General features: G+C 58.1%; 19 protein-coding genes and 1 tRNA gene. 8 read left to right on the plus strand and 12 right to left on the minus strand.

What is annotated here, in order from left to right:
* Positions 1 to 143: 143 nt before the first annotated feature.
* On the plus strand, positions 144 to 1,529 hold the full coding sequence (locus tag QEN43_RS15820) for an ATP-binding protein (RefSeq protein ID WP_317963394.1): 1,386 nt from the start codon (positions 144 to 146) through the stop codon (positions 1,527 to 1,529).
* Here QEN43_RS15820 and QEN43_RS15825 read toward each other — a convergent pair.
* The 10 genes from QEN43_RS15825 to QEN43_RS15870 all read right to left on the minus strand — a co-directional run bounded on the left by QEN43_RS15825 (position 1,485) and on the right by QEN43_RS15870 (position 14,975).
* Positions 1,485 to 2,162 carry a DUF1294 domain-containing protein gene (locus QEN43_RS15825; protein ID WP_235726519.1) on the minus strand — a complete coding sequence of 226 codons (678 nt, stop codon included), beginning with the start codon at positions 2,160 to 2,162 and terminating at the stop codon, positions 1,485 to 1,487. The two genes, QEN43_RS15820 and QEN43_RS15825, sit on opposite strands and share 45 nt — an antisense overlap.
* A 163-nt stretch (positions 2,163 to 2,325) precedes the next feature.
* On the minus strand, positions 2,326 to 2,718 hold the full coding sequence (locus QEN43_RS15830; protein ID WP_026609316.1) for an Hsp20/alpha crystallin family protein: 393 nt from the start codon (positions 2,716 to 2,718) through the stop codon (positions 2,326 to 2,328).
* A gap of 24 nt (positions 2,719 to 2,742) precedes the next feature.
* Positions 2,743 to 3,186 carry an Hsp20/alpha crystallin family protein gene (locus QEN43_RS15835; protein WP_026609317.1) on the minus strand — a complete coding sequence of 148 codons (444 nt, stop codon included), beginning with the start codon at positions 3,184 to 3,186 and terminating at the stop codon, positions 2,743 to 2,745.
* Between the two features lie 479 nt (positions 3,187 to 3,665).
* Entirely contained in the window at positions 3,666 to 4,358 is a 693-nt protein-coding gene (locus QEN43_RS15840) for an alpha/beta hydrolase (RefSeq protein ID WP_026609318.1), read from the minus strand.
* 164 nt (positions 4,359 to 4,522) lie between these two features.
* A complete protein-coding gene (locus QEN43_RS15845; protein WP_156912651.1) occupies positions 4,523 to 4,699 on the minus strand; it encodes a hypothetical protein in 177 nt (58 codons plus the stop codon).
* Positions 4,700 to 4,715: 16 nt separating this feature from the next.
* Entirely contained in the window at positions 4,716 to 5,633 is a 918-nt protein-coding gene (locus QEN43_RS15850) for a VOC family protein (protein ID WP_162144262.1), read from the minus strand.
* Positions 5,634 to 5,703: 70 nt separating this feature from the next.
* On the minus strand, positions 5,704 to 10,860 hold the full coding sequence (gene treY / locus QEN43_RS15855; RefSeq protein WP_036267859.1) for a malto-oligosyltrehalose synthase: 5,157 nt from the start codon (positions 10,858 to 10,860) through the stop codon (positions 5,704 to 5,706).
* A gap of 5 nt (positions 10,861 to 10,865) precedes the next feature.
* Positions 10,866 to 12,800, minus strand: a complete 1,935-nt coding sequence (treZ, locus tag QEN43_RS15860) for a malto-oligosyltrehalose trehalohydrolase (RefSeq protein ID WP_202901081.1) — start codon at positions 12,798 to 12,800, stop codon at positions 10,866 to 10,868.
* A 236-nt stretch (positions 12,801 to 13,036) separates the two neighbouring features.
* Complete coding sequence (locus tag QEN43_RS15865; protein ID WP_026609319.1) at positions 13,037 to 14,302, minus strand: glycosyltransferase; 1,266 nt, start codon at positions 14,300 to 14,302, stop codon at positions 13,037 to 13,039.
* Positions 14,295 to 14,975, minus strand: a complete 681-nt coding sequence (locus QEN43_RS15870) for a DUF5752 family protein (RefSeq protein ID WP_026609320.1) — start codon at positions 14,973 to 14,975, stop codon at positions 14,295 to 14,297. Before QEN43_RS15870 ends, QEN43_RS15865 begins: the two co-directional genes overlap by 8 nt.
* Positions 14,976 to 15,226: 251 nt before the next feature.
* On the opposite strand from QEN43_RS15870, the gene QEN43_RS15875 reads away from it, so the two are divergent.
* Positions 15,227 to 17,050: a hybrid sensor histidine kinase/response regulator gene (locus QEN43_RS15875; RefSeq protein ID WP_051331449.1), complete on the plus strand. Its 1,824-nt coding sequence runs from the start codon at positions 15,227 to 15,229 to the stop codon at positions 17,048 to 17,050.
* Positions 17,051 to 17,209: 159 nt separating this feature from the next.
* Here QEN43_RS15875 and QEN43_RS15880 read toward each other — a convergent pair whose 3' ends face one another.
* A complete protein-coding gene (locus QEN43_RS15880) occupies positions 17,210 to 17,935 on the minus strand; it encodes an ABC transporter ATP-binding protein (protein ID WP_051331450.1) in 726 nt (241 codons plus the stop codon).
* Between QEN43_RS15880 and QEN43_RS15885 the strand changes: the two genes are divergently transcribed.
* The 3 genes from QEN43_RS15885 (at position 17,934) to QEN43_RS15895 (ending at position 19,466) form a co-directional block, all read left to right on the plus strand.
* On the plus strand, positions 17,934 to 18,539 hold the full coding sequence (locus tag QEN43_RS15885; RefSeq protein ID WP_026609322.1) for an arylesterase: 606 nt from the start codon (positions 17,934 to 17,936) through the stop codon (positions 18,537 to 18,539). The genes QEN43_RS15880 and QEN43_RS15885 overlap by 2 nt on opposite strands.
* An 81-nt stretch (positions 18,540 to 18,620) precedes the next feature.
* Complete coding sequence (locus QEN43_RS15890) at positions 18,621 to 18,980, plus strand: HopJ type III effector protein (RefSeq protein WP_026609323.1); 360 nt, start codon at positions 18,621 to 18,623, stop codon at positions 18,978 to 18,980.
* 234 nt (positions 18,981 to 19,214) lie between these two features.
* Positions 19,215 to 19,466 (plus strand): hypothetical protein, encoded by a 252-nt coding sequence (locus QEN43_RS15895; protein WP_051331451.1) that lies wholly within the window; start codon positions 19,215 to 19,217, stop codon positions 19,464 to 19,466.
* 4 nt (positions 19,467 to 19,470) lie between these two features.
* Here the strand turns inward: QEN43_RS15895 and ppsR are convergent, their stop codons facing one another.
* The gene (gene ppsR, locus QEN43_RS15900; RefSeq protein WP_026609325.1) at positions 19,471 to 20,289 is read right to left on the minus strand and encodes a posphoenolpyruvate synthetase regulatory kinase/phosphorylase PpsR; all 819 of its coding nucleotides are present in this window, start codon (positions 20,287 to 20,289) and stop codon (positions 19,471 to 19,473) included.
* Positions 20,290 to 20,409: 120 nt separating this feature from the next.
* On the opposite strand from ppsR, the gene ppsA reads away from it, so the two are divergent.
* The 3 genes from ppsA (at position 20,410) to QEN43_RS15915 (ending at position 24,292) form a co-directional block, all read left to right on the plus strand.
* Positions 20,410 to 22,770, plus strand: coding sequence for a phosphoenolpyruvate synthase (ppsA, locus tag QEN43_RS15905; RefSeq protein ID WP_036267861.1), 2,361 nt, complete (start codon positions 20,410 to 20,412; stop codon positions 22,768 to 22,770).
* 52 nt (positions 22,771 to 22,822) lie between these two features.
* Positions 22,823 to 22,913 (plus strand) — tRNA-Ser (locus QEN43_RS15910).
* A gap of 164 nt (positions 22,914 to 23,077) precedes the next feature.
* Positions 23,078 to 24,292, plus strand: coding sequence for a tyrosine-type recombinase/integrase (locus tag QEN43_RS15915; protein ID WP_317963395.1), 1,215 nt, complete (start codon positions 23,078 to 23,080; stop codon positions 24,290 to 24,292).
* Positions 24,293 to 24,464: the final 172 nt, after the last annotated feature.

The raw sequence follows: 24,464 nt of genomic DNA on the forward strand, positions 1-24,464 counted from the left end.
CGCGGGCAGTTCGATTCAAGCTTCCCCCGAGCCCATGTCTGTCGGCACATCAGCCTCCGGACTCTCGACGGATCTTTAGGCTTCCGGTGGAATGAGATAGCGGCGTGACTACAGTCGGAGACATATAAATCATGTGGGAAAGTATGCGCACATTTGCTACGACTGACGGTCTCATGCCGCACGGATACTGCCTGCTTTGGCGTCCTTTTTTGCTGTACCTGCACGTCATTTCGGATGTGATGACGGCATTGGCCTACTACTCTATTCCCGGTGCCCTAATCTACTTCGCTCTGCGCCGTCGAAACTTTCGCTTTCGGTATGTTTTTTTGCTTTTCGGCGCGTTTATTCTCGCCTGCGGTACCACGCACCTGCTGGGTGCATGGACGATTTGGCACCCAAGTTATGAAGTCCAGGGCTTCGTCAAGTTATTCACTGCTGTGATTTCGATCGTCGCGGCCTTCGCGGTATGGCCACTGATCCCGCAGGCTCTCGCAATGCCTAGCCAGGAGGAACTGGAGGAGACCAACCGCCGATTGTTGAAGGAGATACAGGATCGCAAAGCGGCCGAAGAGAAAATCCGGCAATTGAACGCGAACCTGGAAGAACGAGTGGCGCAGCGTACCCGGGAGTTGACGCAGCTTAACCGCCAGCTTGAATTGGAAATTCAGGAACGCAAACGGGTGGAAGACAGTCTTCGCGATGCCGATCACCGTAAGGACGAGTTTCTGGCCATGTTGGGCCATGAGCTCAGAAATCCTTTGGCTCCGATTCGCAACGCGGTTCATGTTATGCGCAAGATCGCTGTGACCGATCCCAATTTGGCTTGGGTGCGAGATGTCGTCGATCGTCAAGTTGCCCATCTTAACCGCCTGGTGGACGATTTGCTGGATGTTTCCCGCATTGTCCGGGGCAAGATTACGCTGCACAAGAGCGCTGTCGCGCTGGCTGCCGTCGCCGAACAGGCCCTCGAGGCCAGCAAACCACTCATCGATGCCCGTCACCACGAACTTACGGTGTCCTTTCCCGAAGAAACGATACAGGTTTACGGCGATCCGGTCCGTTTGGCGCAGGCTGTCTCGAACCTACTGAATAACGCGGCCAAATACACCCCTGTAGGCGGCAAGATCGGGTTGACGGTTACACGCGAATTCGGCCAGGCGGTCATCCGTGTGCACGATACCGGCGAAGGCATACCGGATCACCTGTTGCCCAAGCTATTTGATCTGTTCACGCAAGCGGAGCGTACGATCGACCGCTCGCAGGGCGGTCTCGGTATTGGTCTGACCATTGTCCAAAAGGTGGTGGAGTTGCACGGAGGACGAGTCGACGCGCGCAGCGAAGGTCCAGGCAAAGGTAGCGAATTTGTGATCCACCTGCCTATCTATGAAGGATTTACGGGAGGCGGTGCCACCGGCGAGGTCAGGTCCGTGGGTCGGACAACCAGTGATCAAGGTTTACCCGGTGCAGACCGAACTTTTCCGGGATCAGCCTCCCCGAAGATCGAAAACGAGAAACGCCGTCCACGCTAAAGCGTGGCACGCGATGATGGCCCACAATATTCTGCGGTAGCGGGTTTTCCGTATCTTATGGCGGAAATCGTGCCGGGCAAGAACCGCTCCCGGCCATCCGCCCATGAGCTCGACCATGTGCATGGAAAACTCGGGTACACGCCATTGGCCGGTTATAGCGTGTTTCTTGTCCAAACCATACAGCATGATGGTCAGAACGCTCAAAAAAACGTAGGAAAAGAACGGAATCGGGTTGTGTGTCCGCCACATCAGATAGCACGACAGGAGAATGGGCGCTCCGATCAAAGCCCAAAGGAACGGCGAACGAGGCGTGGCGAGAATGCCGTCGGTCGGTTTTCTCACCGCGACATCGACGCCTTTGATCGCGGCATACGAAAGGCGTCTTTTCCCCGGCGTATCGGTTGCAACGTTGTACAACAGGATATCGCCGACTTGGGGGCGCCGGACTGTGCCTGACTCGATCGCGCTGATGTGGACGAAATAATCGTCGCCGCCAGTGGCAGGACGAACGAACCCAAAGCCTTTGTCATCGTTCCAAAGAACAAGGACGCCTTCCTGCAAGCGGGAATCGTCGGCAACAACCGGCTGCTTACGGGCGGCCGGCTTTTGTTTATCGGAGGGATTCGAAGTCAATTCTATCTGCCTTAATGTCCGGTTGTGAAAAACATCTTAAGTTCATTCGCGTCGTTCATTACCCATTTTACATCTGCCGGCTCGAATCAGGATGGCGGATGCGACAAGGCCCGGTACGCCAGTGCCCGGGCCTGCCCGTGGGGGTTTAAACGATTCGCTCCGGTTAATCCACACGTACCTCGATCTTGCGGGGACGCAATTCAGCCCGCTTCGGAATTCTCAGCGTGAGCACGCCGTCTTTGAGCGAAGCGTCGATGTTGTTTGGTTCCAGTTCCGGGCTCAGCGAGAAACTTCGGCGGTATCGCGTCGAACGGATGTCCGCGTAGAGCGCCTGGATGCCCTCGGGCATTTCGAGATGCGCATCGCCCTCGATCAGCAGGGTGCGTTTGTCGACTTCTATATTGAGTCGGTCTTTCGAAACTCCCGGTATGTCCGCGATTAGCGTGATCCCGTCCGCGTCTTCGTAGATGTCGACCGGCGGGGTTAGCACGACCTGATGTTCGGCTCGTTGTACCTCGGCGGCCGGCCTAATCGCAACATCTTGTGTCTGAGTCATGATACCTCCCTCCGTTTACACACCTCACTTCACTTCGATCTGGCGAGGTTTGGTGGCCTCGCGCCGCTTTACCTTGATATGCAGAATACCGTTTTCGCAACGGGCTTCGACTCGATCCGGGTCAACGTCTTCCGGTAGTGTGACCGCGCGCCGGAAGGTGCCGCTGAAGCGCTCCTGGCGGTAATAGTTGGCTTTCTCGTCCCGCGGCAATTTGCGTTCGCCGGATACGGACAATACGTTTTGCTGAAGCGAGATGTCCAGCGTCTTGGGATCGATACCCGGAACAAACAGGTAGGCATCCACCTCGTCGGAGGTAGCGCCTATGTTCACGGGAGGAAAAGCACCTCTGGCAGCCGACCTGATACCGATCGGCCATGGCCAGCGGGCGAACAGATCGTCGATTTCTTGTTCGAGGCGTTTGAATTCGTCAAATAGGCTGCTTTCGAACGGGGTGAGTCGATTGAACATCTGTCATACCTCCATTTAAGTGGTTCACCGTCTTGCCGCCTATACAAAAAGTGGGGTTTTGCCCAAGATTTTCAAGGGATTCGGAGCTGGCGACGGGCGTGGGCCAACGGCTAGGCGGAGGTAATCTATGCTGGGACGGTAGAGCTTCTGGCCGTGTCCGCAACTCGCCTGCGAACCAAGATCCCAATGAATAGACTTCAGGATTTTTTCCACGGGTCCGTTCACTGCCCAGCCCGCCGGTCAGAAGGGCGAGCGTTTTTCTTGAATCTTACGTTTCTACCGTGCCCGCGATACGCTTCGGTTTGAGCGATGTGAGCTCCAGCGTGAAGAGCGGTCGGCTGGCTGGACGGTAGGTAGCTGCAGTGGCTTTTTGGAATATTTCAACGGCCGCTCGCCGTACGGACAGTTTTGTGTGCGTTACATCGAGTAGTTCGGGAGCAGTCTTCAATTTCCGTTTTGGGTGGCGAACCAGTTTCCCCTCAATGGAGACCGCTTTTTCCCGCGAACCAGCGGGTTGCCTGTCGTGCGATCTCCGAAGGAACGACATGGCCGCCTTCGAACTCCTGGTAAGAGACGTCATAGCCGGCACGTTTTAGCTTCGGCACAATGCGGCGGCTACATTGATCGATCGGCAAGACGGTGTCCTCAGTGCCGTGGGAAATGAACACCCGCGGGTTTCCACGCTGCACCGTAGAGATCATGAAACCTGGCGAGAACGCGAGGATATGGCTGAACAGGTCACCGTTCATGATTCCCAGGGAGAGCGCATAGGATGCGCCGTCCGAAAAACCTCCGATCGCGATGCGGGATGTATCGATCGCGTAGTGGGCGAACACGTGATTCAGGATGCGGTCGACCTGGCCGACGTCGATGCCGTAGTCTTGGATAATCACGTCCCAGGTGAATTCGTTCGATGCGGGGGCCGCAAGGATCAAACCACAGGGGTCGGCTAAATTCAGGAGGGGCGCTAAGCCGTGTCGGGAGTTGCCGCCGGCTCCGTGAAAAAGCAGCACCAGAGGGAGAGCCCGCTCTTCCCGATAATTTTCAGGAACGTAGAGATGACCGTTGCATCCGGATTCTAGCTCGAGTGGCTGCAGGCCAGTCGGCGCCGGTTTCGCTGCTTTGGTCCGTATCCGTTCGGGGCGGGCCGAAAGATGTCCTATCTTGCTCATCGGTCGATTTCCCTGAGGCAGGTTCTGGTGATGTTACAGATCGTCAAGAAAGCAAAGCCGCGAGCGCTTCCTCTCCGTCCGGTAGGGGGGCAAGGGGACTCGAAGAGGGCTTTACCCGTCTTGGCGCACAATAAGGTCTCCTGACAGGTGTTTGACGAACGGGCTTATCGCAACGGAAACCCGATGCTTACGCCAGTACGTACGTTGACCGGACCGTATCGCACTCCGGGGCCGGAGATGCCGATCCCGGCATATGGCCGCACGCTGCTGCATGCACTGAACAATGGGGCGACGGTAGTTAACCCGATGATCAGGATGATCGCCTTTTTCGATACTTTCATGAAAAGACCTCCTGTTTCATCGCGAAGCCGGTATCTGCTGAATGCCGAATATAGCGCCCGAAGGATCGGCTATCACGGCGACCGTTCCTGAGCGGATATTCGGGTTCGGAGCAATGAGTATCCTACCTCCAAGACTTTCCGCGCGGGAAACAGTTCCGTCGAGATCTGAGACGCGGACGTAAGGCAGCCAAGCCGGTCCTCCATCGGCCATAGGTAGTCTCGCGGCCCCGGCTGCCGGAATGCCGTTGTGCTGGAATATCAGGTACGGCTGTGTGCCGCTTTCGTTCGCCAAGGAGCGCGCCTGAAAGCCCACCAATTCGCGGTAGAACAGTGCCGCTTCGTCGACTTTCTCGGTCCACAATTCGTTCCAGAACCAGTCGTTTTCTTCGGGGGCACCGATGTCGGGATCGCCCCAGCGGGTGCGGATGACGGTCAGCAAGGCACCGCCGGGGTCCCGAATGATGGCGAAACGGCCCCGTTCCGGTGCGGTGATTGGCTTCAGCGGCACGCTTCCGCCATAGCGTTCGGTCTGGCGTACGGCGCGATCGACATCTTCGACCGAAAGCAGGCTGAACCATTGGCTTGCCGGGCGCGGCTGTTCGTCATCCTTTTCCACGAAGCCGGCGATCGGATGTCCGTGATTCCAGGCAATCGTATAAACGAAATCGGCCGAGTCGAAATCCGTGAACTGCCAGCCGAACAGGTTTCCGTAAAAGCGTTTCGCGCCGGATAAATCGTCGGTCAGGAGATCGTGCCAGATAATGCGGCCCGGATAGTGAATCTGTGTCTCGTGTTGGGTAAGCGGTGGCAACTCGACCGTTCGTCCCGTGCAGCCGGAGAACGCCGCGAGCGTAACGGTCAGCAGGACTGCCGACGAGGTCGGAAGCCATCTTGTGCAAGCACGTTTGGCGGTCTCGGATCCGAATGAGCGCATGACGAACTCCTGCTGCATGAAGGAAAATCCTACTCTTGCTATCTTTCCCGGTTCCCGGAAGAACGGCCAATCAATCCACCTTGACCAGCAAGGCTAGCGGAAAGTACGAAAAAAGCTCTGCTGCCGTCAGCGGGGCGGTGCCGCTCAAGGTTATCTGCTCCCGAGTGTAGGCATGCACGTAAGTGCCGGCGACGGCGGAGGGTAGCGTCAGTCGGGTGTCATTCCACACCGCGCTGTCGCCGAGTCTCGGTGCGACGCCTTTGCCGAGGCGCAATATCCAGCGGGGCACCGCCACTAGCACGGTGCGCGAGCCGAAACGGCGGAGAAACGCACACAGGTGTTCGGCTTTTTCCCCTTCGGCTTCCAGCGGCTCGTAACCACCGCGGCGGAACAAGTCAGGGTCCCGCTGTCTGACGCGCAGGGTTTCCCGTGTGACAAAAAGTTTGATGCGTCCGTCGCTCATGTCGTTCAGCAATTCGCGAAGTTTCGGCGCGAGCTCCGCTGCGCTCAGTTCATCCCATGTCTTGATCTCGTTCAACAATCGCTGTCGGAGCTCATAATCCACCTGGCGCCGGTTGTCCGGGTCGACCAGGCTGAAGTCCCAGATCTCGTTTCCCTGATAAATATCCGGCACGCCGGGAGCCGTGAGTTTGAGCAGCACTTGGGCTAGGCTATTGTGCAAACCCGCTCGGATGATTCCCGATAGAAAATCGAGGAAATCACGGATGAACTCGTCCCGAGTTCCGGGGATGACGAGTTTACGCAAAAAATCGGAGACCGCCCGTTCATAGGGTAGGTTGGGATTGAGCCAACTGGTGAACAGCTTGGCCTCGCGCATGGCCTTGACCATATAGGCTTCCAGCCGCTGCGTGTAATCTTCGGCACGCTCTGGGGTCAACGGTTCCAACGGCCAGGTTCCCACCAAGGTTTGGTAGATCAGGTATTCGTCGTTTCTCGACGGGGCCGGGTCACCTTCAACGATACTTTTTTTCTTTCGGTTGAATTCGCTCCAGTTGCGTACGCGAGCCATCCATTCGTCGGGCAGCTCCGATAATGTGTTGATGCGCGCCCTTACATCTTCCGAGCGCTTGGTATCGTGGGTCGAGGTGCTCAGCAGGGAATGCGGCCAGAGTTGCCCGCGCTCTTCATTGAAACGGTGGAATTCGGCGATGGAAAAGCCGAAGCGGGTGGGATCGCCGCCGACTTCGTTCAGCGAAACGAAGCGGTTGTAACGATAAAACGCCGTATCTTCCATGCCTTTCGCCATGGCCGGTCCGGTCAGCTGCTGAAATTTCATGGCGAACGAGACGATTTGCTCCCGATAGCGGTCGCTCTTGCCTTCCGCTAGGTGGGTCAGGAGCACATCACGGACGAAGTCGAAGATCGTAAGGTCTCCTACCAGGCTGCGTTTTTTCGCCCGTTCGACAGCGAGTTCGATGTAGTTTCGGTCGGTTTCCGATACGCCCCGGCTGCTGACATAGGTCCGGTAGACCGGGAAACAGGCGATGATTTCCCGCAAGGCATCGCGCAGGCTATTCAAGCTGTAGTCACGGGTGCGGCGATCGCTCTCGGCGATTCGGCTCAGCCGGTTAGCGAGCACCGTGAGTTCGCTGGACAGCGCGACCCTCAGAATCAAGCGCTTCGATTGATAAAGCAACTCGTCGAAATCGACGGGAAAACTGCAGAACGAGCGGTAAAAAGCATCCAGCGGTTGTTCGGCGCCGGGCCAGATGAAAAGGCCGTTAACGAGATTGGCGAAGTCGTAGCCGGTTGTGCCATGAACTGGCCATTGACTAGGCAGGCGCTCATTCAGGGCGAGGATTTTTTCGACGACGATGTAGAAAGCCTGAGCCTCGGAAGCAGTGGCTTGGCCTTCGGTTTCGTAAGGCTCGGAACGGGGTAGTGCCAGTATCCGTTCTTGCAGCGTCTGGCAGTAAGCGCCTGGATCGTAGAGTCCATCCGGATGATCGATCCTGAGCCCCTGCAGCTTTCCCTGGGCGATAAGGTTCAGCACGAATCCATGGGTCGCCTCGAACACATCCTCGTTTTCAATGGACAAAGCAGCTAAATCGTTCGTATCGAAAAACCGCCGATAATTGATTTCGTCGGCTGCGACCCGCCAATAGGCTAGCCGGTAAGCCTGGTGCTCAAGGAGATCGTGCAGGCGATCGAAGCTCGCGGGAACTCCGGGAGCGCCGTTGAACTCGCTGACGTTCTTGGCGATGAACTGCGAGATGTCCCGGCTGGCAGCGCACAGTTGGGCCAGATGTTGTTTATGGATTTCCTTGTCTCGGTTGCGCTCGTTGCGTTTTTCTTTGCTGGTTTGCCAGCGGCCCGGTAGATGGCCGAAGGCCGTGATCAGACTTTGGAACTCGGCCAGATGCGCGTCATCGGTGTTCAGCGTCGTTTTTAGCTGATCCAGCCGGTAGCCTAGTATGCGCGGGTATTCCTTCGGATCGATGGGGAAACGGTGGGGGCCGTAGTAGACCGAAAAGGAACCCTCTTCAGAATCGAAAACCAGTTCCAGTTCGCCGCTTTCCAGGGCGGTTCCGTACGGCGAGCCCAGGGTCGGGAGGAGCACTTTGCCTCGCAAGTAGTCTTTGACCGGCGACCAGTCGATATCGAAAAAATCGGCATAATTGGAGGCCGGCCCGTTTTCGAGCACGTCCAGCCACCAAACGTTGTCGCTGCCCATGACCCCCATATGATTCGGCACCAGGTCCAGGATCTGCCCCATGCCGCGCCGGGCGAGCTCGGCCACGAATCGGTCGAAGTCTTCGCGGCTGCCGATTTCGGGGTTCAGCTCGCCGTGATCCACGATATCGTAGCCGTGAGTGCTGCCCGGTCGTGCTTTCAGATACGGCGACGCGTAACAATGACTGATTCCGAGGTCCTGAAGATAAGGCAGAATTTCGGTTGCTTGCCGAAAGGTGAAATCGCGGTTGAACTGCAGCCGATAAGTCGCCCGTGGGATCGAAAAGCTGACCCCGCGGGCGCTTGCCGGTTTGCTCTTGATCTGGGTTTTCGGACGCCCGCCGAGGTTTTCCGCCATGACCTGAAGCAGAGCCGTGACAGTATCGTCCTTGCGCCATTGTTCGAATTCCAGTGGCAGCTTTCGCCGCCAGTTCGGGAAGTCGTCGGGCGCGCCTGGAAGGAACAATTGGTCCACCTGTCCGAGAGCGTCATCCAAGCGCAACAACACAATTTCGGCCGGAGTCCGCGATAACATGAGATAGACCGCACACACGAGGTCGGCCGTCATGTCGGGCACGGAAATCGGATGAATCGTGCTGTCCTGCGGCAACAAGCCTTCCTGTTCCAAAGTGACAAGCAGGCGGGCACGAGCAACAGCCCGCGCCACGACGGCCTCTTGACGGTCGTCCTCGGAGGCGAACAGCCCGAGCGCCTTGCGTTCGTCCAAATCGCGTCCGAGCCAGAAGCCTCGTAGCGGCGGTTCATCGATCCCGGCCGTGGTGACCGCCGCCCCGGCTGCGAATTCTCCAGGACGCAGAGGTTTTTCGGTTTTCCAATGGGCAAACAGCGATTCGCACGGTAAGACGCCTACTTGTTTTAGTCGCTCCGTGATATCTGCCGGGGCGTCTTGCACCTCGCTCGCCAGGACTAGGCATCGATTTCGGTGACTTTCCAAGGCGAGAATGCCCAGCAGATCCTCGAAGGGAAAGGCGACATAGCTGCCATCCTCCGAATCCCCACCGGGCGGAATCCAATACTGTCGCGCCAGATCGGATACCTTACGCACCAGCAAGGCGTCACTTTGCCGCATGGTTTGTCGTAGGCCGGCCGTGAACGGCCGGTACGCGGCCTCTTTCAAAGCTGCTGGTAAAAATGGCGCAAGGGTGGAAATTTCACCGTGCGGGCAAGTTTCTGTCGGCGGGGCACCGAGTCGGATGGCGGTTGCGCAGAGCGATTGCTGTGACCAGACCTCGGCACCGTCGCAGGCACTATTGAATACGAACTCCTGGCACAAGCCGATTTCAAGGTTCAACTCCGCCGCGCGGTCCTTGATCGACTGCATCTGCTGTTCCGCCTGCCAGTAGAGATAGCCATAAAAGTCGAGGCGGTTTGCATTTTCTGCTGCGAAGCGTTTTACCTCGGACGAGGAGGGGTCCCGGAACGGTAGCGGCCAGTCGGTCCACTTGGAATACCCGAAGCCCTCGTGGGAAAAGTGTTCGCTGAGTGCATCGAACAGCGATTGGTAATGGAGCGCCGACCCGCATGCCGCTTGATAGGCTCGAAAGGCCTTGCCGCGTTTGGACGGCTTTCGCAAGTGCTTATCCCGGAAATGAGCGAAGACCGATTCGAGAATGCCGAGCTTAACCGCCGCCACTTCCGCGTAGTCGATAAGCTCCTGGGCGCGCAAGGCGCGCAGCCGCGCCTGGAACTCCAGGTCCGCGACCGATTTCTGTGCGGCCTCGGACTCGTTGAAATCGGGAATCGCCTCAATGTCGAGGTGGAGCACGTTGTAAAAGAGCCGATTGGACGGTTCATTCGGATTGCAAATGTCCGGTCTCGAGAGGTTCAGGGCCTTGAGAGGGCTTATTCGAATCATCGCCGCCTCGTATTCGGCGACATAATCGACCACGCCCTTGAGATCGGTGAAATCGCCTATACCCCAGTTGCGCTGCGAGCGTACGGCGTGAAGAGACAGCGACAATCCCCAGCGCTTGTGTTTCTCGTTTAGGACCGGCGGGAGATAGCAGCGCTCCGGTGTCACGATCAGGCACGTGCTACCTTTGAGCGCTTTCTCAGGATACTCTACCGTAAGGTGGTGATACCCCAATGGTGGGCAAGTCGGCAGGGTAAACGCGTAACGCCGGTAGCATTGATCCAGAAACGTCGATTCGCCGAGCAAGGGCAGTTCGGCTGGGCAGAAACTCCCCTCCCATCGCTCTCCGTTATCCAGCTCCAGAGACCACGCCATCAGCACATGATCGAACTGACGGGGCACGGTGCAAGCGACGACGCGGGCATCCTCGCCCTCCCGAACGACTTTGACCGGCGGCAGTATTCGTAGCCAATCTCTGTGCTCCAGCTCGGCCATGATAGCCGGTATGCGTGCATCGTCGCAGGCATCGATGCCCATGGTCGCGAGGAGCTCCCGTTTGGTATCGGTGGAAACGCGTACCGTTTCGCCGCGTGCATCGACAAACTCCGTCTCGATGCCGCAAAGATTGCAGAGTTGGTCGATCGCCTTGACGGCGGGCATCGGTCTTACCTCATGACCTGCGAATGTCCTTCTCCTTTTTGGAGAAGGTGGCCCGAAAGATCAGATGAGGGAGAGTGTACAGAGTCCGTTTTCCGCGAACCCGTTGTTGGACCGTGCATGTTTTCCGCGGGGATTAGGAACCAAGCCGTAGACCAGGGAGGGATCCGGCCCAATGTCAATGCTGCGGCGACGTCCGGATCGCTGACGGCCAGCGGCGGGACAGAAGGAATATTCGGATGCGACAGCGGTTCGCCGCCAAGATTGGTCCACAGGATCAGAAGGCTATCGTCATCCAGTAGCCAGACGACCGCGAGCCCTCGTTTGTCCGGAAGCTCAAAACGCGAACGGCCCGGGCGTATTTTCCTAAGAAGCGGAACGATTTGCTCCCGCCGTACGGCCAATAGCGATCGGTAGAAAGCATGCCATTCCTGGTGGTCTTGCCTGTCCAACGCGGCCCAGTCCAGTTTCGAGCTGAAAAAAGTCGAGGGATCTGAAGGGTCGGGAATCCGACGACGAGATTCGGGATCGGCGAATCGCTCGAAGCGGGCAAATTCGTTGCGCCGTCCTTCGGTTACGGCCTCCGCTAGTTCCGGCCCGAAATCACAGAAATACCGGAACGGCGACGGACAGGCGAATTCCTCGCCCATGAACAGCAGAGGAGGGCAGGGTGCCAACAACAAGATCGTTAACGCGGCCCGGAGCGGGCGGGGTTCGGCGAGGTCGCACAGCCGCTCGCCGAAAGCGCGGTTGCCGACCTGGTCGTGGTTTTGTAGGAAAGAGACGAAGGCGGTGGGCGGAAGGTCGCGGCTGATTTCTCCGCGCCGCCGACCATGGCGATAGAGGGAAGGCTCGCCTTGGTAGGCAAAGCCTTCGCTCAGCGCGCGGCCCAAGTATTTCAGAGGAGCATCAGCATAATCGGCGTAATAGCCATCGGTTTCGCCCGTCAGTACAAGGTGCAGCGCGTGGTGCACGTCGTCGTTCCATTGCGCGTTGTAGTGCCGAGGCGACCCGTTGGCTTCCCGCACGAGATAGCGCGCCGCGTTGTCATCGTTTTCGAGCATCAAATGAATGTGCCGATGGGCTCCGGGACCAGCCCGCACCCGCTCCGCCAACTCCTCGAGAATATCGGGACGCGAATCGTCCAGGATGGTGTGAACGGCGTCCAGCCGCAGTCCGTCCAGGTGATACTCTTCCAGCCAGTACAGGGCGTTGTGAATGAAGAACTCGCGAACCGTACGGCTGTTTTCGCCGTCGAAGTTGATCGCGTTGCCCCAGGGCGTGTGGTGCCGGTCGCTGAAGAACGGCTTCCCGTATACATGCAGGTAATTGCCTTCCGGACCGAAGTGGTTGTAGACGACGTCGAGGAATACCATGAGGTTTCTATGATGGGCTGCTTGGACCAGTTCCTTGAGCTCGTCCGGCGTTCCGTAGCTGGAATCGGGGGCGAAAAGCAGCACTCCGTCGTAACCCCAGTTCCAACGGCCGGGGAAATCCGCTACCGGCATCAGCTCAATCGCTGTGATTCCGAGCGAGGCCAGATAGTCCAGCTTGTCGCACACGGCCCGAAAACGGCCCGCCGGCGTGAAAGTGCCGATGTGCAACTCGTAGATCACGGCTTCGTTCCAGGGCCGGCCGGTCCAGTTCTCGTCAGTCCAGCAGAAACCAGCCGGGTCGATCACCTGGCTGGGGCCGTGCACGTCCCGCGGGTTGAAGCGCGAGGCAGGATCGGGAACGGTGAGTTCCTGGTCCAGCCTAAAGCGGTAATGGTTGCCGACCGAGGCTTCCGGCGTCGTGAGTTCGAACCAGCCGTTGGGACAGCGCTGCATAGCCAAGTGCTTTCCGCCTTCGTCCGTTTCGAGAACGAGGTCAACGCTTCTGTTTTGCGGCGCCCAGAGTCTGAACCGTACGCCATCCTCCGTAATGTCTGTGCCAAATGGCATCGAGTGTTTTCGAATCATCGTTTCGCTGTGTGTTTCCATCTCGGATCCGTTTGAGGCGACGGCGTGCTGGAGACGCTTAGCCGGTGCTGAGGAAACCCACGGCCCATTCCAGCCTGTGTGATCCACGGTCGGCTTCTGACAGCGCGGTGCTTGGTGTGGCTGTGGGGTATGCCAAGCACCTCGGAAGGTGACTTTCCATTCCGAATTTTTTCGATCCGTCGAACGCGCACTGATACCTACTGGCCCCTGACCCGAATGCCGCCCGCAAGTTCGATGCGTTCCCCCGCGGTATACAGCAAACTCACCATGAGCGTCAGATATTCCCGAAGATGGCGGGTGATCAGGAAATTCTCGCGTACGAACTGATGGGCTTTACGGCCCATTTTCTCGATCTTGCGCCGGTCGTGGAGCAGGTAGCGGATACGGAGTGCCGCGCCCTCCGGCGTGTTGACCAAGAAACCGGTGTGATGATCGATGACCTGCAGCCGGATACCGCCGGTGTCTCCCCCTATGACCGGCTTGCCCTTCCAAAGGGCTTCGGTCACGGTCAGGCCGAAACCCTCACGCAAGGATTTCTGCACCACCAGGTCGGCGGCCCGCTGTAAGGCATTAATCGTTCGGTGCGCATCGGGCGGAAGAAGCAGGATGTGAACGTCGGGATCGCCTTCTGCCGCTTGACGCGCTTCGGCCAAAACCGCGTCCCCCTCGGGATCGTCGGCAGCGGAGCCTCCGGCAAGAACCAATTGAATATCGGGGAGAAAGTGCTTAGCGATTCGATAAGCCTCGATCACGCCCAAGGGGTCCTTGAATTGGTCGAAGCGCGAAATCTGCACGATGATCGGTCGCGACCGGTCGAGCCCGAAAAGTGCACAAACGGTGTCGATTTTGTCATTGGATAAATCGACATTCTTGTCGCTCAACGGATCAATGCTGGGCGGAATCAAATACTGAGGGTGGGGCAAAGGTTGCGCGAATGAGGCGAGTGAAAAAACGCTGGCGTCGTAGCCGGCGACGAAACCGCGGAGATAGCGCCAGATCATCCGGTTGGGCCGGTGAATATCGATATGGCAGCGCCAAATCCATTTGCCCTTGCGTTCCGGAATGTATCTGAGGAGCGGCGAAGGCTGCGGATCGTGAATGAAAACGATGTCGGCATCGCTCAAGATCGGGCGCAGCTGTTCGGCGTTGAAGGCGTTGGTTTCTTCGAAGTTCCGCAGCCAGTCGTTGGGCATGGTCACCATCTTGCCCTGAAGCCCGTTGTGGAAATTCTTGGTGCATTGATAGAACAGCGCATCGCCGGTGATCACTTCCCAGTGGGTTTCGATGCCGAGTTCGCGCATTAGCGGCACATGCTTCTCGAGAATTTCGGCCACACCGCCGCCAAAACGGGTCGAGTTGACATGGACTACCCGTTTGTCCCTCAAGGTTCCCGCGAGCTGATGCAACTGATCGATGACGTCCTGGCCGACGACCTCGGCATAGGACTCCAACAGGTTAGCCACCGTCCACCTCGCACAGGTAACTCGAAAAAACGTGTGCCAACTCCTCGCGGAGGCTGGCTAGCGTCGTAAAGTAGGGATCGATTTTCGCCAACGAGTGGGAGAGGCTTTCGTAGCGCTCCCCGAAAGACTCGAGCCAATTCCGAAAGTCGTCCAGGCGGTTTTCGTTACGCCGTCTGGCATCGATGAAGTGATAGAAGATGCTGCTTACCGACAGTTGTCCGACCCGGGTAGCCAGCGCCTCCGGGGTGAAAAATTGGAGGTCGGTACGGAAAACGACGGTCAGTGCTCGGATGAACTCAAACTGCTGGTCCGGTTGAGCCCACGCCAAGACCTCCCGTTCATCGAGCCGCTGCTCGATGATCTCGATCAATTCCTGGCGCAATTCGTCCAGCGTGTTGTAGCTGTTGGGATCGACCACGCTCAGGCGCTCGGCGAGCACCTTGTCGTGCAAGGCGTGCCTGGACCAGGCGGCGAAGTCGTTGCTGTATTCGGGCTCGCCGAAGCGAGGATGGAGCAGATTGCCCCAGAAGTGGAAGTAAATGCTGCCCGGATGAATGACTAGGAGCTGATCGCGCAGTTCCTTAAGATTCTGTGCGCGCCTACCCGTCGCGATGGCCAACAAGGCACAGTCGTTGACGATGAAAGGCGTCGATCCGCTGGCGTGATTCTCCATGGCTCTCGCTTGCCTGCCGCTTCAGCGCTAATCAGTTCGTTTACGATAAACAGCTAGTCGATATTTGTAAATCCGCGAAAGTCGGAGTATCTCTCATGCCGACAACGTATCGGACCGCTCGCCGGTTTCGACGATACGGGAGATGGCCACGCCTGATCGTTGTCCCTTGTGTTAGAGTTTCAATCCAGCGTACCGGTTCAGTTACAGGGTCCGGTTCGGGAAGTTCTGGCGCATGCTGGGGAGACGACACGATGTCGAAGAAGACGGAAAAGAGCACACTTAAAGAGACGGACGAATGCGAGGCCCAAAGCAAACTTGAAACCCTGGCGGATGTCGGGGAGTCATCCGGGCAGCCGGAGCACGCGTCGTCTCGCGATCTTGATGCCCGTGTGCTCGAGTTGGAGACCGAAAACCGCAAGCTTAGGGAAACACTGGAGGCGATGCATGAGTCCAGAGACCGCTACGTGAATCTTTTCGACTTTGCCCCGGCCGGTTACTTGACCATGGATGAGCGCGGCATAATACGGGAGATCAATCTGACCGCCGCTGGAATGCTGGCTCGGCAGCGTCCCAGTCTCATTGGGCTTCCCTTCGTCCGTTTCGTTGCCAAGGCCGATCAGAAAACGTTTTTAAAACATCTCTCACAAAGCCGGAACGAGCGTCGCAGCCTGACAATGGAACTCCGCCTGGTAGGAAAGGGAGGCTGGCATCTTCCGGTGGAAATGCATACCTCATCGGCACGGGATGACCGGCACTGCCTGTTTTACCGTGCTGTACTGACTGACACCAGCGAGCGCTTGCTAGTGCGCACGGCGTTGGATCAGTCTCGTCGCCAACTCGAGCAGAAAGCTTCGGAACGGACCGCCGCCCTGCTCGAGAATCGGCTACTCGAGGCTGAAGTCGCGGAACGTAAGCGTTTGGAAGCGGAGTTGCGGCAACGCATGCAGGAATTGGCGGACGCCGACCGACACAAGGACGAGTTCATGGCCATGCTGGCTCACGAACTACGCAATCCTCTCGCCGCTATCGTCAACGCGACCGAGCTGATGAGACGGAAACCCGAGGGCCACGCGGACTTGCACGACTGGGCCTGTCGGGTGATTAAGGATCAGACCGCGCATCTTGCGCGCCTCTTGGACGATTTATTGGATGTTGCGCGGGTTACGCAGGGAAAGATTGTGCTAGAAAATAAGACACTCGACTTGAGAAGCGTCGTTTCTCAGGCGATCGAGACCAACCGCGCCATGATTGATGACCGCCGCCACCATTTGAAGGTTCGGGTTCCTCCCGAACCGGTCTGGGTGTACGGCGATGGCACGCGCTGTGTCCAGATCATCGGTAATTTGATTCATAACGCCGCCAAATTCACCGATGTCGAGGGGCAGATCGAGGTCGTCGTCGAAATCGAACGCGACGAGGCTATCGTGCGGGTTCGCGATAACGGAACCGGCATCTCGCCCGATCTTTTGCCGCGCATTTTCGAGCCGTTCACGCAAGAGGACCGGTCGCTGGCGCGTTCGCGAGGCGGCTTGGGAATCGGGCTGTCGCTCGTCAAAAAGCTTGTCGAGTTACATAACGGCAAGGTAGAGGTATTCAGCGAGGGTCCCGATCGGGGCAGCGAATTCGTGATCCGTTTGCCTACAGCGACAGCGCCTTCCTCTGCCCTGGAACAGCGCGAAACGAACTCTGGTTCGCCTGCGGGCGATCATGCCGGTCAATATGTTTTGGTGGTCGACGACAATGCGTCTTCGGCGGATTCTTTGTCGACCTTGCTCCAAGCGTACGGCTATCGAGTCCAGGTCGTCTACGATGGGAAAGTCGCCCTCGATCTGATCAAGGAGCGAGTACCCGATGTCGTGCTATTGGATATCGGTATGCCGCAGATGGACGGTTACGAGGTGGCCCTTCGCATGCGGGACGACCCACGGCTCGCCAGAACCCGCTTGATTGCGGTCTCCGGATATGGGCAAGAGGAAGATCGCCAACGTTCGCGAAAAGCCGGCTTCGACCACCATCTGGTCAAGCCGGTGGACATCGATATCTTGCTAGATTTGCTAGGCAGCCCGTCCTCGTAGCCTGGCAACCTTGGGCCGATGGGTCTCATCGGGCGAGGTGCCGTAGGCTAGGAATCCTTTCCAACACTTTGAACGGCAAGAGCTTGCCGGCAACAACCGGCTTCGTTCTTTCGTGCCGTATCGCCTGGTGAAAAGCGCTCTAACGCCCACACACACCGCTCAAGGTCGCGACGAATCCGCCACGATGCGCCCGCTATCCAGGCGGACCAATCGCTCGCAACGGGAGGCCAGGGACTCGTCATGGGTGACTAGGACCAGCGTAGTGCCTTTCTCACGATTCAGTTCGAACAGCAATTCGATGATGGTTCTGCCGGTGTTGCTGTCCAGATTGCCGGTAGGTTCGTCCGCGAATAGGATTTTAGGCTCGGTGACGAAAGCCCGGGCCAGGGCGACGCGCTGCTGCTCGCCGCCCGAAAGCTGTCGCGGATAGTGCTTGGATCGGTGGCTGAGGCCTACCCGTTCAAGCATGGCCAGGCTGCGGCTACGCGCTTCATCGCCGGCTCCCGCAAGTTCCAGAGGCAGCATCACGTTCTCCAGCGCAGTGAGATTGGGAAGGAGCTGGAACGACTGAAACACGAAGCCGACGTATTCGCTGCGAAGTCGTGCCCGGCCATCCTCGTCCAGATCGGTGAGGCAGGAGCCGGCGAGCCAGATGCGGCCGGAGGATGGTAAGTCCAGCCCCGCCAGCAGGCCGAGCAAGGTCGATTTACCCGATCCCGAAGCGCCCACAATCGCAAGAGTTTCTTCAGGTTTGATCGAGAGGTCCACTGCTGTCAATATATCCAGCCGACCATCCGCGGTGATGACGTATTTGCTGAGCTTTTCCGCTCGAATGACGAACTCTGCGTCGTCGTTCTCCAATGCTTCGATCCGTTGCTGTCTCATGCGAAAATTTTTGATTTCCTTCATTGTTTTTATTGTGCTGCCGGGATTGGGTCAGGCAAAGACTGTTCTCGTTCTGGGCGATAGTATCAGTGCCGGGTACGGTTTGGAAAAGATAAACCACGGCTGGGTGGCCATGTTGCAGGAGAAGGTTCGGCCACTGGGTGTCGAGATCGTCAACGCCAGCATTTCCGGAGAGACGAGCGCCGGCGGGCTTGCCCGGATCGACTCGCTCTTGAAGCGGCACCAGCCTTCAGTGGTGATTCTCGAACTCGGCGCCAACGACGGCTTGCGCGGACTTTCGCCCAAGCAGCTGGAGGCCAATCTGAGCGAAATCATCATCCGTTCCAAGGCTGCCGGTGCCGAGGTGTTGCTGCTGGGAATGATGATACCGCCGAACTACGGTAAGCGTTACGCCGACATGTTCAGGAATGTGTTTTACCGGCTCGCGGAAACGCATGACACGGGGTTTGTGCCGTTTCTTCTGGAAGGTGTCGGCGGTCAGGATCATCTGATGCAGGCTGATGGCCTGCATCCCAACCGCCAGGCCCAGCCGATGCTGTTTCGCCAGGTTTGGGACAAACTGGAACCGATGCTCGCCCGTTAAGCTTCCGATTTTAGGCGTCGCGATTTATGCGATCCCAACTCGAAATCAACTGAAACACAGCTTTATTTCTTGATCGAACATATGACTGCATCCTTGGAAGCATTCATCTCCAAAGTCAAACAAGACCAACCCGTGACCTTCAAAGAAACCCTCGACATGATCGGCCTACATTACGAGTATCGGCCGACCCGCTTCACCAACGGCAGGGGTGACGAACGAGTGGTTAATGAAGCAGGCAGCAACGAAGGGTCCTGCAAGATTTTCTATTTCGGCCGGCTGCACCGATTATCCGAGAAGGAAACCCTCGCGCTGTTCGGTGAGCATTACGCCGAAGTGCTGTCTAACCCGAACGGTGACAGCCACAAGAACATCAGGACCTTCATGCGCTACGGTTGGCCGGGTATCACTTTTGACGGCGAAGCCCTGATTCGAAGGACCTAAGCCCTGGCGTGTGATGAAACTGAAGGGGCCCGGGTTCGCTGCCGCAGGTCGGGCTACGCTTCTGTGCGGCCAAAGCGTAGTGTACCGGCGTTTACCGCGTATTCCACCGTCTAGTCTCGGTGAACAAATTGTTGTCTAATCGCGAACGCTTTGTCGGCGAATGCTGTCAAAAGCCCGTTTTCCTTATGTTTTTTCTGGAAAATTAGTACTACGAAAACACGATTGGAGAGCCGTATGTTGATCTTCTTAAAAAGCCTGGTGGGCCTTTCGATTTTGATTTTTGTCGTCGGTCTGATCAAACCGAAATGGGTTCTGTTCTGGATGAAGGAGCCGGACCGCCTCATGGCGACTTCGCTGGGATTGTTGCTGTTCATGATATCGTGGACGAGCATCGCCAAGCTGACTTTGAAGCCGAAGGCGCCGGAGCCAGTGCAGCGTTCGGAGCGTTCGGTGGATAAGCAGAATACGCTGCAGTTGGGACGCTGAGCGTTTACCACCGCACGCGCTTCAGCCCGCTGTGGTGGAGAATATTTGCGGCGATTTCTTCCACCGACATGGTCGAGGTGTCCAAATAGGGAATGCCCGCTGACCGGAACAGCGCCTCCGCAGCCCGGATTTCGTTCCGGCATTGATCAAGCGAGGCGTAGCGGCTCGTAGGTCTTCGTTCCTCTCTGAGCTGATGGAGCCTCTCGGGGGTCATGGTCAGACCGAACAAGCGCTTGCGATGCAAGCGCAGATTTGCCGGCAGCCCGGAAAGCTTCAAATCCTCGTCGGTCAGCGGGTAGTTGGCGGCCTTGATCCCGTAGTGCAGGGCAAGAAACAGGCAGGCCGGAGTCTTACCAGAACGTGAAACGCCGATGAGGATGATGTCCGCTTTGTCGTAGGCGTCCAAACCGACGCCGTCGTCACAGTCTATGGCGAATTTCAATGCTTCCACGCGTCCCCGCCCGAGCGTTGCGTTGCCCAGGCCATGGGCTCTTCCTATCGCTTGGGCGGAAGGCTGTCCTAGCGTCGTTTCCATGCGGTCGAGAAAAGCCTCGAAAAGATCGAACACCACGGCTTCGCTGTCTTTCAGGATATGGCGTAGCCGCTCGTCGGTCAGCGTGCTGAACACGAGCGGTGCCTGCCCGTCTCGGGCATACGCCTCGGTAATGCGTCGGCATAAATCCTGGGCCTTGGCTTCACAATCGACGAATGGCTGCGTGATGCGCTCGAACTCGATATGTTCGAACTGGCTCAAGAGACTTCGCCCGAACGTTTCAGCTGTGATGGCGGTGTGATCGGACACGAAGAAGACGGTGCGCTTCATGCTTTCCTTACCATGCGGTGCTTTATTCCCATAGAATACCGGAATCAAAGGCAGCGAAGCCGTGAGAAAGCCCTCGCGCCGTAGGTTTTCGCACGCTCGGCAAGTGACACGGGGTGACCGATGAACGATTACGTGGTTTGGTTCGATGAGATAGGGATCGACGATGTAGGGCGGGTAGGCGGCAAGAACGCTTCCCTGGGCGAAATGATCAGCCACCTTTCCGAAGCGGGGGTCACGGTGCCCGATGGTTTCGCCACCACGGCCGAAGCTTATCGGGATTTTCTCGCTCAAAACGGACTGGACCGACGCATCTGGGCGGAGCTGGATCGGCTCGACGTGGACAATGTCACGGCGCTCGCGCGCACCGGCGAAACCATTCGCCAATGGATCATGAACACCCCTTTCACCCCGGGGCTGGAAAAAGCGATCACGGAAGCTTACGGCCGCTTGGCCGGCGAGTCTCCCAAGGATTTTTCGGTCGCCGTGCGCTCTTCCGCAACCGCGGAAGACCTTCCCAGCGCGTCTTTCGCCGGCCAGCAGGAAACCTACCTCAACGTGCAAGGCCTGGACGGCGTGTTGCGCGCGGTGAAGCAGGTTTTCGCATCTCTTTTCAACGACCGGGCTATCGCCTATCGCGTACACCAAGGCTTCGAGCACCGCAAAGTACTCTTGTCCGCCGGCGTGCAGCGGATGGTGCGTAGCGACCTCGCTGCGAGCGGGGTGATTTTTACCCTAGATACCGAATCGGGTTTTCGCGACGCCGTGTTCATCACATCGAGCTATGGCCTCGGCGAATTGGTGGTACAGGGCGCGGTCGATCCGGATGAGTTCTACGTCTACAAGCCCGCTCTCGCGGCCGGGAAATCGGCGGTGCTGCGCCGCAGCATCGGGAAGAAAGCCGTGAAGATGATTTACGACCCTGCCAAGGCAGTGGTCACCGTCGACACGCCCGAGGAAGATCGTCGGCGTTTTTCCATTACCGACCAGGAAGCGGAAGAGTTGGCGGGGCTTTCGGTGCGTATCGAGCAACATTACCAGCGGCCCATGGACATCGAATGGGCGAAGGACGGCCTCGACGGTCGGCTCTATATTCTCCAGGCTCGACCGGAGACGGTGCAAAGCCGTGTCACGCGTGAGATGGAGCGCTATCGGCTGAAGCAGAAAGGCAAGGTCCTGGCACAGGGGCGCAGCGTTGGGCACCGTATCGGGAAAGGGCTCGCCAAGGTCATCGCCAGCGCGTCGCAGATGGATCTGGTGCAGCCGGGTGACGTGCTGGTCACCGACATGACTGATCCGGACTGGGAGCCGATTATGAAACGGGCTAGCGCCATCGTCACCAATCGTGGTGGGCGAACCTGCCACGCGGCGATCATTGCTCGCGAACTGGGCATTCCGGCAGTCGTCGGTTGCGGCGACGCCACCCGCAAGATCCAGCGCAACACTATGGTGACGGTGTCCTGCGCCGAAGGCGATACGGGTTATATCTATGAAGGCGAACTGCCTTACGAAGTCAGCAAGATCAACCTGGACGAGATGCCGGAGGTGCCGATCAAGCTCATGATGAATGTAGCGAATCCGGAGCGTGCCTTCGCCTTTTCCCAGCTGCCGAACGAAGGCGTCGGGCTGGCCCGGCTCGAATTCATCATCGCACGGACCATCGGCGTTCATCCGAAAGCCCTGCTCGAATACGACCGCCAACCGGCGGAGCTCCAGCTGGCGATCCGCGAGCGTATGGCCGGCTACCGGGATCCGGTGAGCTTCTATGTCGACAAGCTGGCCGAAGGCATCGCCATGATCGCGGCCGCTTTCGCGCCGAAGCCGGTGATTGTCAGGACCTCGGACTTTAAGACGAACGAGTACGCGAACCTCCTGGGCGGCGAGACCTACGAGCCCAAGGAAGAAAATCCCATGATCGGCTTTCGCGGCGCTTCACGCTATGTGCACGAGTCGTTCCGGGACTGTTTCGAACTGGAATGCCGCGCCCTCAAAAAGGTGCGCGAGGACATGGGGCTGGAGAACGTGTGGGTCATGATTCCCTTCGTGCGTACCCTGGAAGAGGCGCGCGGGGTTGCCGAACTGCTTCATGACTTTGGGCTGCCGCGTGGCGTCAATGGGCTCAAATGGATCATGATGTGCGAGATCCCCTCGAACCCTTTGCTGGCCGACGAGTTCCTGGAAATTTTCGACGGCTTTTCCATCGGTTCCAACGACCTGACCCAGCTCACGTTGGGCATAGACCGGGACTCCGGCCTCGTCGCCGGCGGTTTCGATGAACGCAACTCGGCGGTCAAGGCCCTCATCCGTCAAGCCATCCAGGCCTGCCGCAGGCGCGGCAAGTACATCGGCATCTGCGGACAGGGACCGTCCGACCACCCGGATCTCGCGCGCTGGTTGCTGGAGGAAGGTATCGAGAGCCTATCGCTCAATCCGGATTCCGTGGTTGAGACCTGGATGTTTCTGGCCGGCAATAACGCCGGTTGAGAATCGAGAAAGCTGACAGTCTCCATATTTTCAATTACAATGGCGCGTTTTCGGAGAGATGGCCGAGTGGTCGAAGGCGCACGACTGGAAATCGTGTATACGGCAAAACCGTATCGAGGGTTCGAATCCCTCTCTCTCCGCCAGTTGAGATCCCGGAGAAGTCCGGCAAAATCCGAGAAGCCCGCATGGTTTAACGCCCAGCGGGTTTTTTGTTGCCCGAATACTTCCGGTAAAGATCGGTTGAAGCCGGGGCAACTTGGGGGCAACATTAGGGGCAATCGCCCGGACTCGGAGGACAGTTGCCCCCATGCCCCTTACCGACAACACGATTCGCAACGCGAAACCCCACCAAAAGCCCGTTCGGCTGTACGATAGTGGCGGTCTGTATCTCGAAGTTGCCCCCAGCGGGGGCAAGTGGTGGCGGTTCAAGTACCGCTTCGACGGCAAGGAGAAACGGATCTCCTTGGGCACCTATCCGGAAACAAGCCTGAAGGAGGCGCGCGAAAAGCGGGACCATGCCCGCAAGCTGGTGGCGCAAGGCATCGACCCGAGCGCAGAAAGGAAAGCCACCAAGACAGCGGAATCTGAAACCTTCGAGGCGATCTACCGGGAGTGGCTAGAAAAGTTTTCCCCGCGCTGGGCGCCCAGCCACAAGGAAAACATCGTTCGCCGCATCGAGAAGGACATTCTTCCCTGGCTCGGCGCGCGGCCGATCGCCGAGCTGAAGGCTGCCGATCTGTTGACTGCGTTGCGGCGCATCGAGGCGCGCGGGGCGCTGGAATCGGCACACCGTACCAAGCAAGCCTGCGGCCAGGTCTTCCGCTACGCCGTGGCAACCGGCCGGGCCGAGCGCGATCCGACCGCCGATCTTCGTGGCGCGCTACCGCCTTCCACCAAGAAAAGCTTCGCGGCGATTACCGATCCGAAGGACGTAGGGGCGCTGTTGCGCGTCATCGATGGCTACGAGGGATCGTTCATCGTCCGTTGCGCCCTGCGCCTGGCGCCCTTGGTGTTCGTCCGCCCCGGCGAGCTGCGGCAGGCCGAGTGGTCCGAGTTCGACTTGGAGCGGGGTGAGTGGCGGATTCCGGGGTCTAAGATGAAGATGAAAGAGCCTCACATCGTACCGCTGTCCCGCCAAGCCTTGGTGATCCTGGAAGAACTCCGCCCCTTCACCGGCACCGGACGTTACCTGTTCCCCAGCGAACGATCGAGAGACCGACCGATGAGCGACGGTACCGTCAATGCAGCGCTGCGGCGCATGGGTTACGGTTCTGACGTGATGACCGGACACGGCTTCCGGACTACAGCTTGCTCCATCCTCAATGAACAAGGGTGGAATCGGGACGCCATCGAGCGCCAGCTAGCGCACGCCGAACGGAACAAGGTTCGAGCGGCTTACCACCGGGCGGAACACCTGCCCGAGCGGCGGAAGATGATGCAGGCCTGGGCCGATTACCTGGATAGCTTGAAGAACGGCGCTGACATCATTCCGCTATCCGCGCCGCAATTCGGTATACGCTGAGCCCATGAAATGAAGACTGTCGACACTCAAGGATTCATGAAACGGTTATAGGAGGTATCGCGTTGAGCCTGCGTTCCGCCAACGAGATACTGAAACAAGCAGGTTTGCCGAAAGCATACTGAGTTCACACAGTTTGCCGCGCCTAGCCTTTGGCCGGGCGAAAATCGGGCTC

The sequence above is a fragment of the Methylocaldum szegediense genome (assembly GCF_949769195.1).
GTDB classification, from domain to species: domain Bacteria; phylum Pseudomonadota; class Gammaproteobacteria; order Methylococcales; family Methylococcaceae; genus Methylocaldum; species Methylocaldum szegediense.

Excerpts from the sequence above, each read along its gene's own strand:
- QEN43_RS15820 (WP_317963394.1), top strand. The coding sequence starts at position 144 with ATGCGCACATTTGCTACGACTGACGGTCTCATGCCGCACGGATACTGC.
- QEN43_RS15830 (WP_026609316.1), bottom strand. The coding sequence starts at position 2,718 with ATGACTCAGACACAAGATGTTGCGATTAGGCCGGCCGCCGAGGTACAA.
- QEN43_RS15835 (WP_026609317.1), bottom strand. The coding sequence starts at position 3,186 with ATGTTCAATCGACTCACCCCGTTCGAAAGCAGCCTATTTGACGAATTC.
- QEN43_RS15840 (WP_026609318.1), bottom strand. The coding sequence starts at position 4,358 with ATGAGCAAGATAGGACATCTTTCGGCCCGCCCCGAACGGATACGGACC.
- QEN43_RS15845 (WP_156912651.1), bottom strand. The coding sequence starts at position 4,699 with ATGAAAGTATCGAAAAAGGCGATCATCCTGATCATCGGGTTAACTACC.
- QEN43_RS15850 (WP_162144262.1), bottom strand. The coding sequence starts at position 5,633 with ATGCGCTCATTCGGATCCGAGACCGCCAAACGTGCTTGCACAAGATGG.
- treY (WP_036267859.1), bottom strand. The coding sequence starts at position 10,860 with ATGCCCGCCGTCAAGGCGATCGACCAACTCTGCAATCTTTGCGGCATC.
- treZ (WP_202901081.1), bottom strand. The coding sequence starts at position 12,800 with ATGCCATTTGGCACAGACATTACGGAGGATGGCGTACGGTTCAGACTC.
- QEN43_RS15870 (WP_026609320.1), bottom strand. The coding sequence starts at position 14,975 with ATGGAGAATCACGCCAGCGGATCGACGCCTTTCATCGTCAACGACTGT.
- QEN43_RS15875 (WP_051331449.1), top strand. The coding sequence starts at position 15,227 with ATGTCGAAGAAGACGGAAAAGAGCACACTTAAAGAGACGGACGAATGC.
- QEN43_RS15885 (WP_026609322.1), top strand. The coding sequence starts at position 17,934 with ATGCGAAAATTTTTGATTTCCTTCATTGTTTTTATTGTGCTGCCGGGA.
- QEN43_RS15880 (WP_051331450.1), bottom strand. The coding sequence starts at position 17,935 with ATGAGACAGCAACGGATCGAAGCATTGGAGAACGACGACGCAGAGTTC.
- QEN43_RS15890 (WP_026609323.1), top strand. The coding sequence starts at position 18,621 with ATGACTGCATCCTTGGAAGCATTCATCTCCAAAGTCAAACAAGACCAA.
- QEN43_RS15895 (WP_051331451.1), top strand. The coding sequence starts at position 19,215 with ATGTTGATCTTCTTAAAAAGCCTGGTGGGCCTTTCGATTTTGATTTTT.
- ppsR (WP_026609325.1), bottom strand. The coding sequence starts at position 20,289 with ATGAAGCGCACCGTCTTCTTCGTGTCCGATCACACCGCCATCACAGCT.
- ppsA (WP_036267861.1), top strand. The coding sequence starts at position 20,410 with ATGAACGATTACGTGGTTTGGTTCGATGAGATAGGGATCGACGATGTA.
- QEN43_RS15915 (WP_317963395.1), top strand. The coding sequence starts at position 23,078 with ATGCCCCTTACCGACAACACGATTCGCAACGCGAAACCCCACCAAAAG.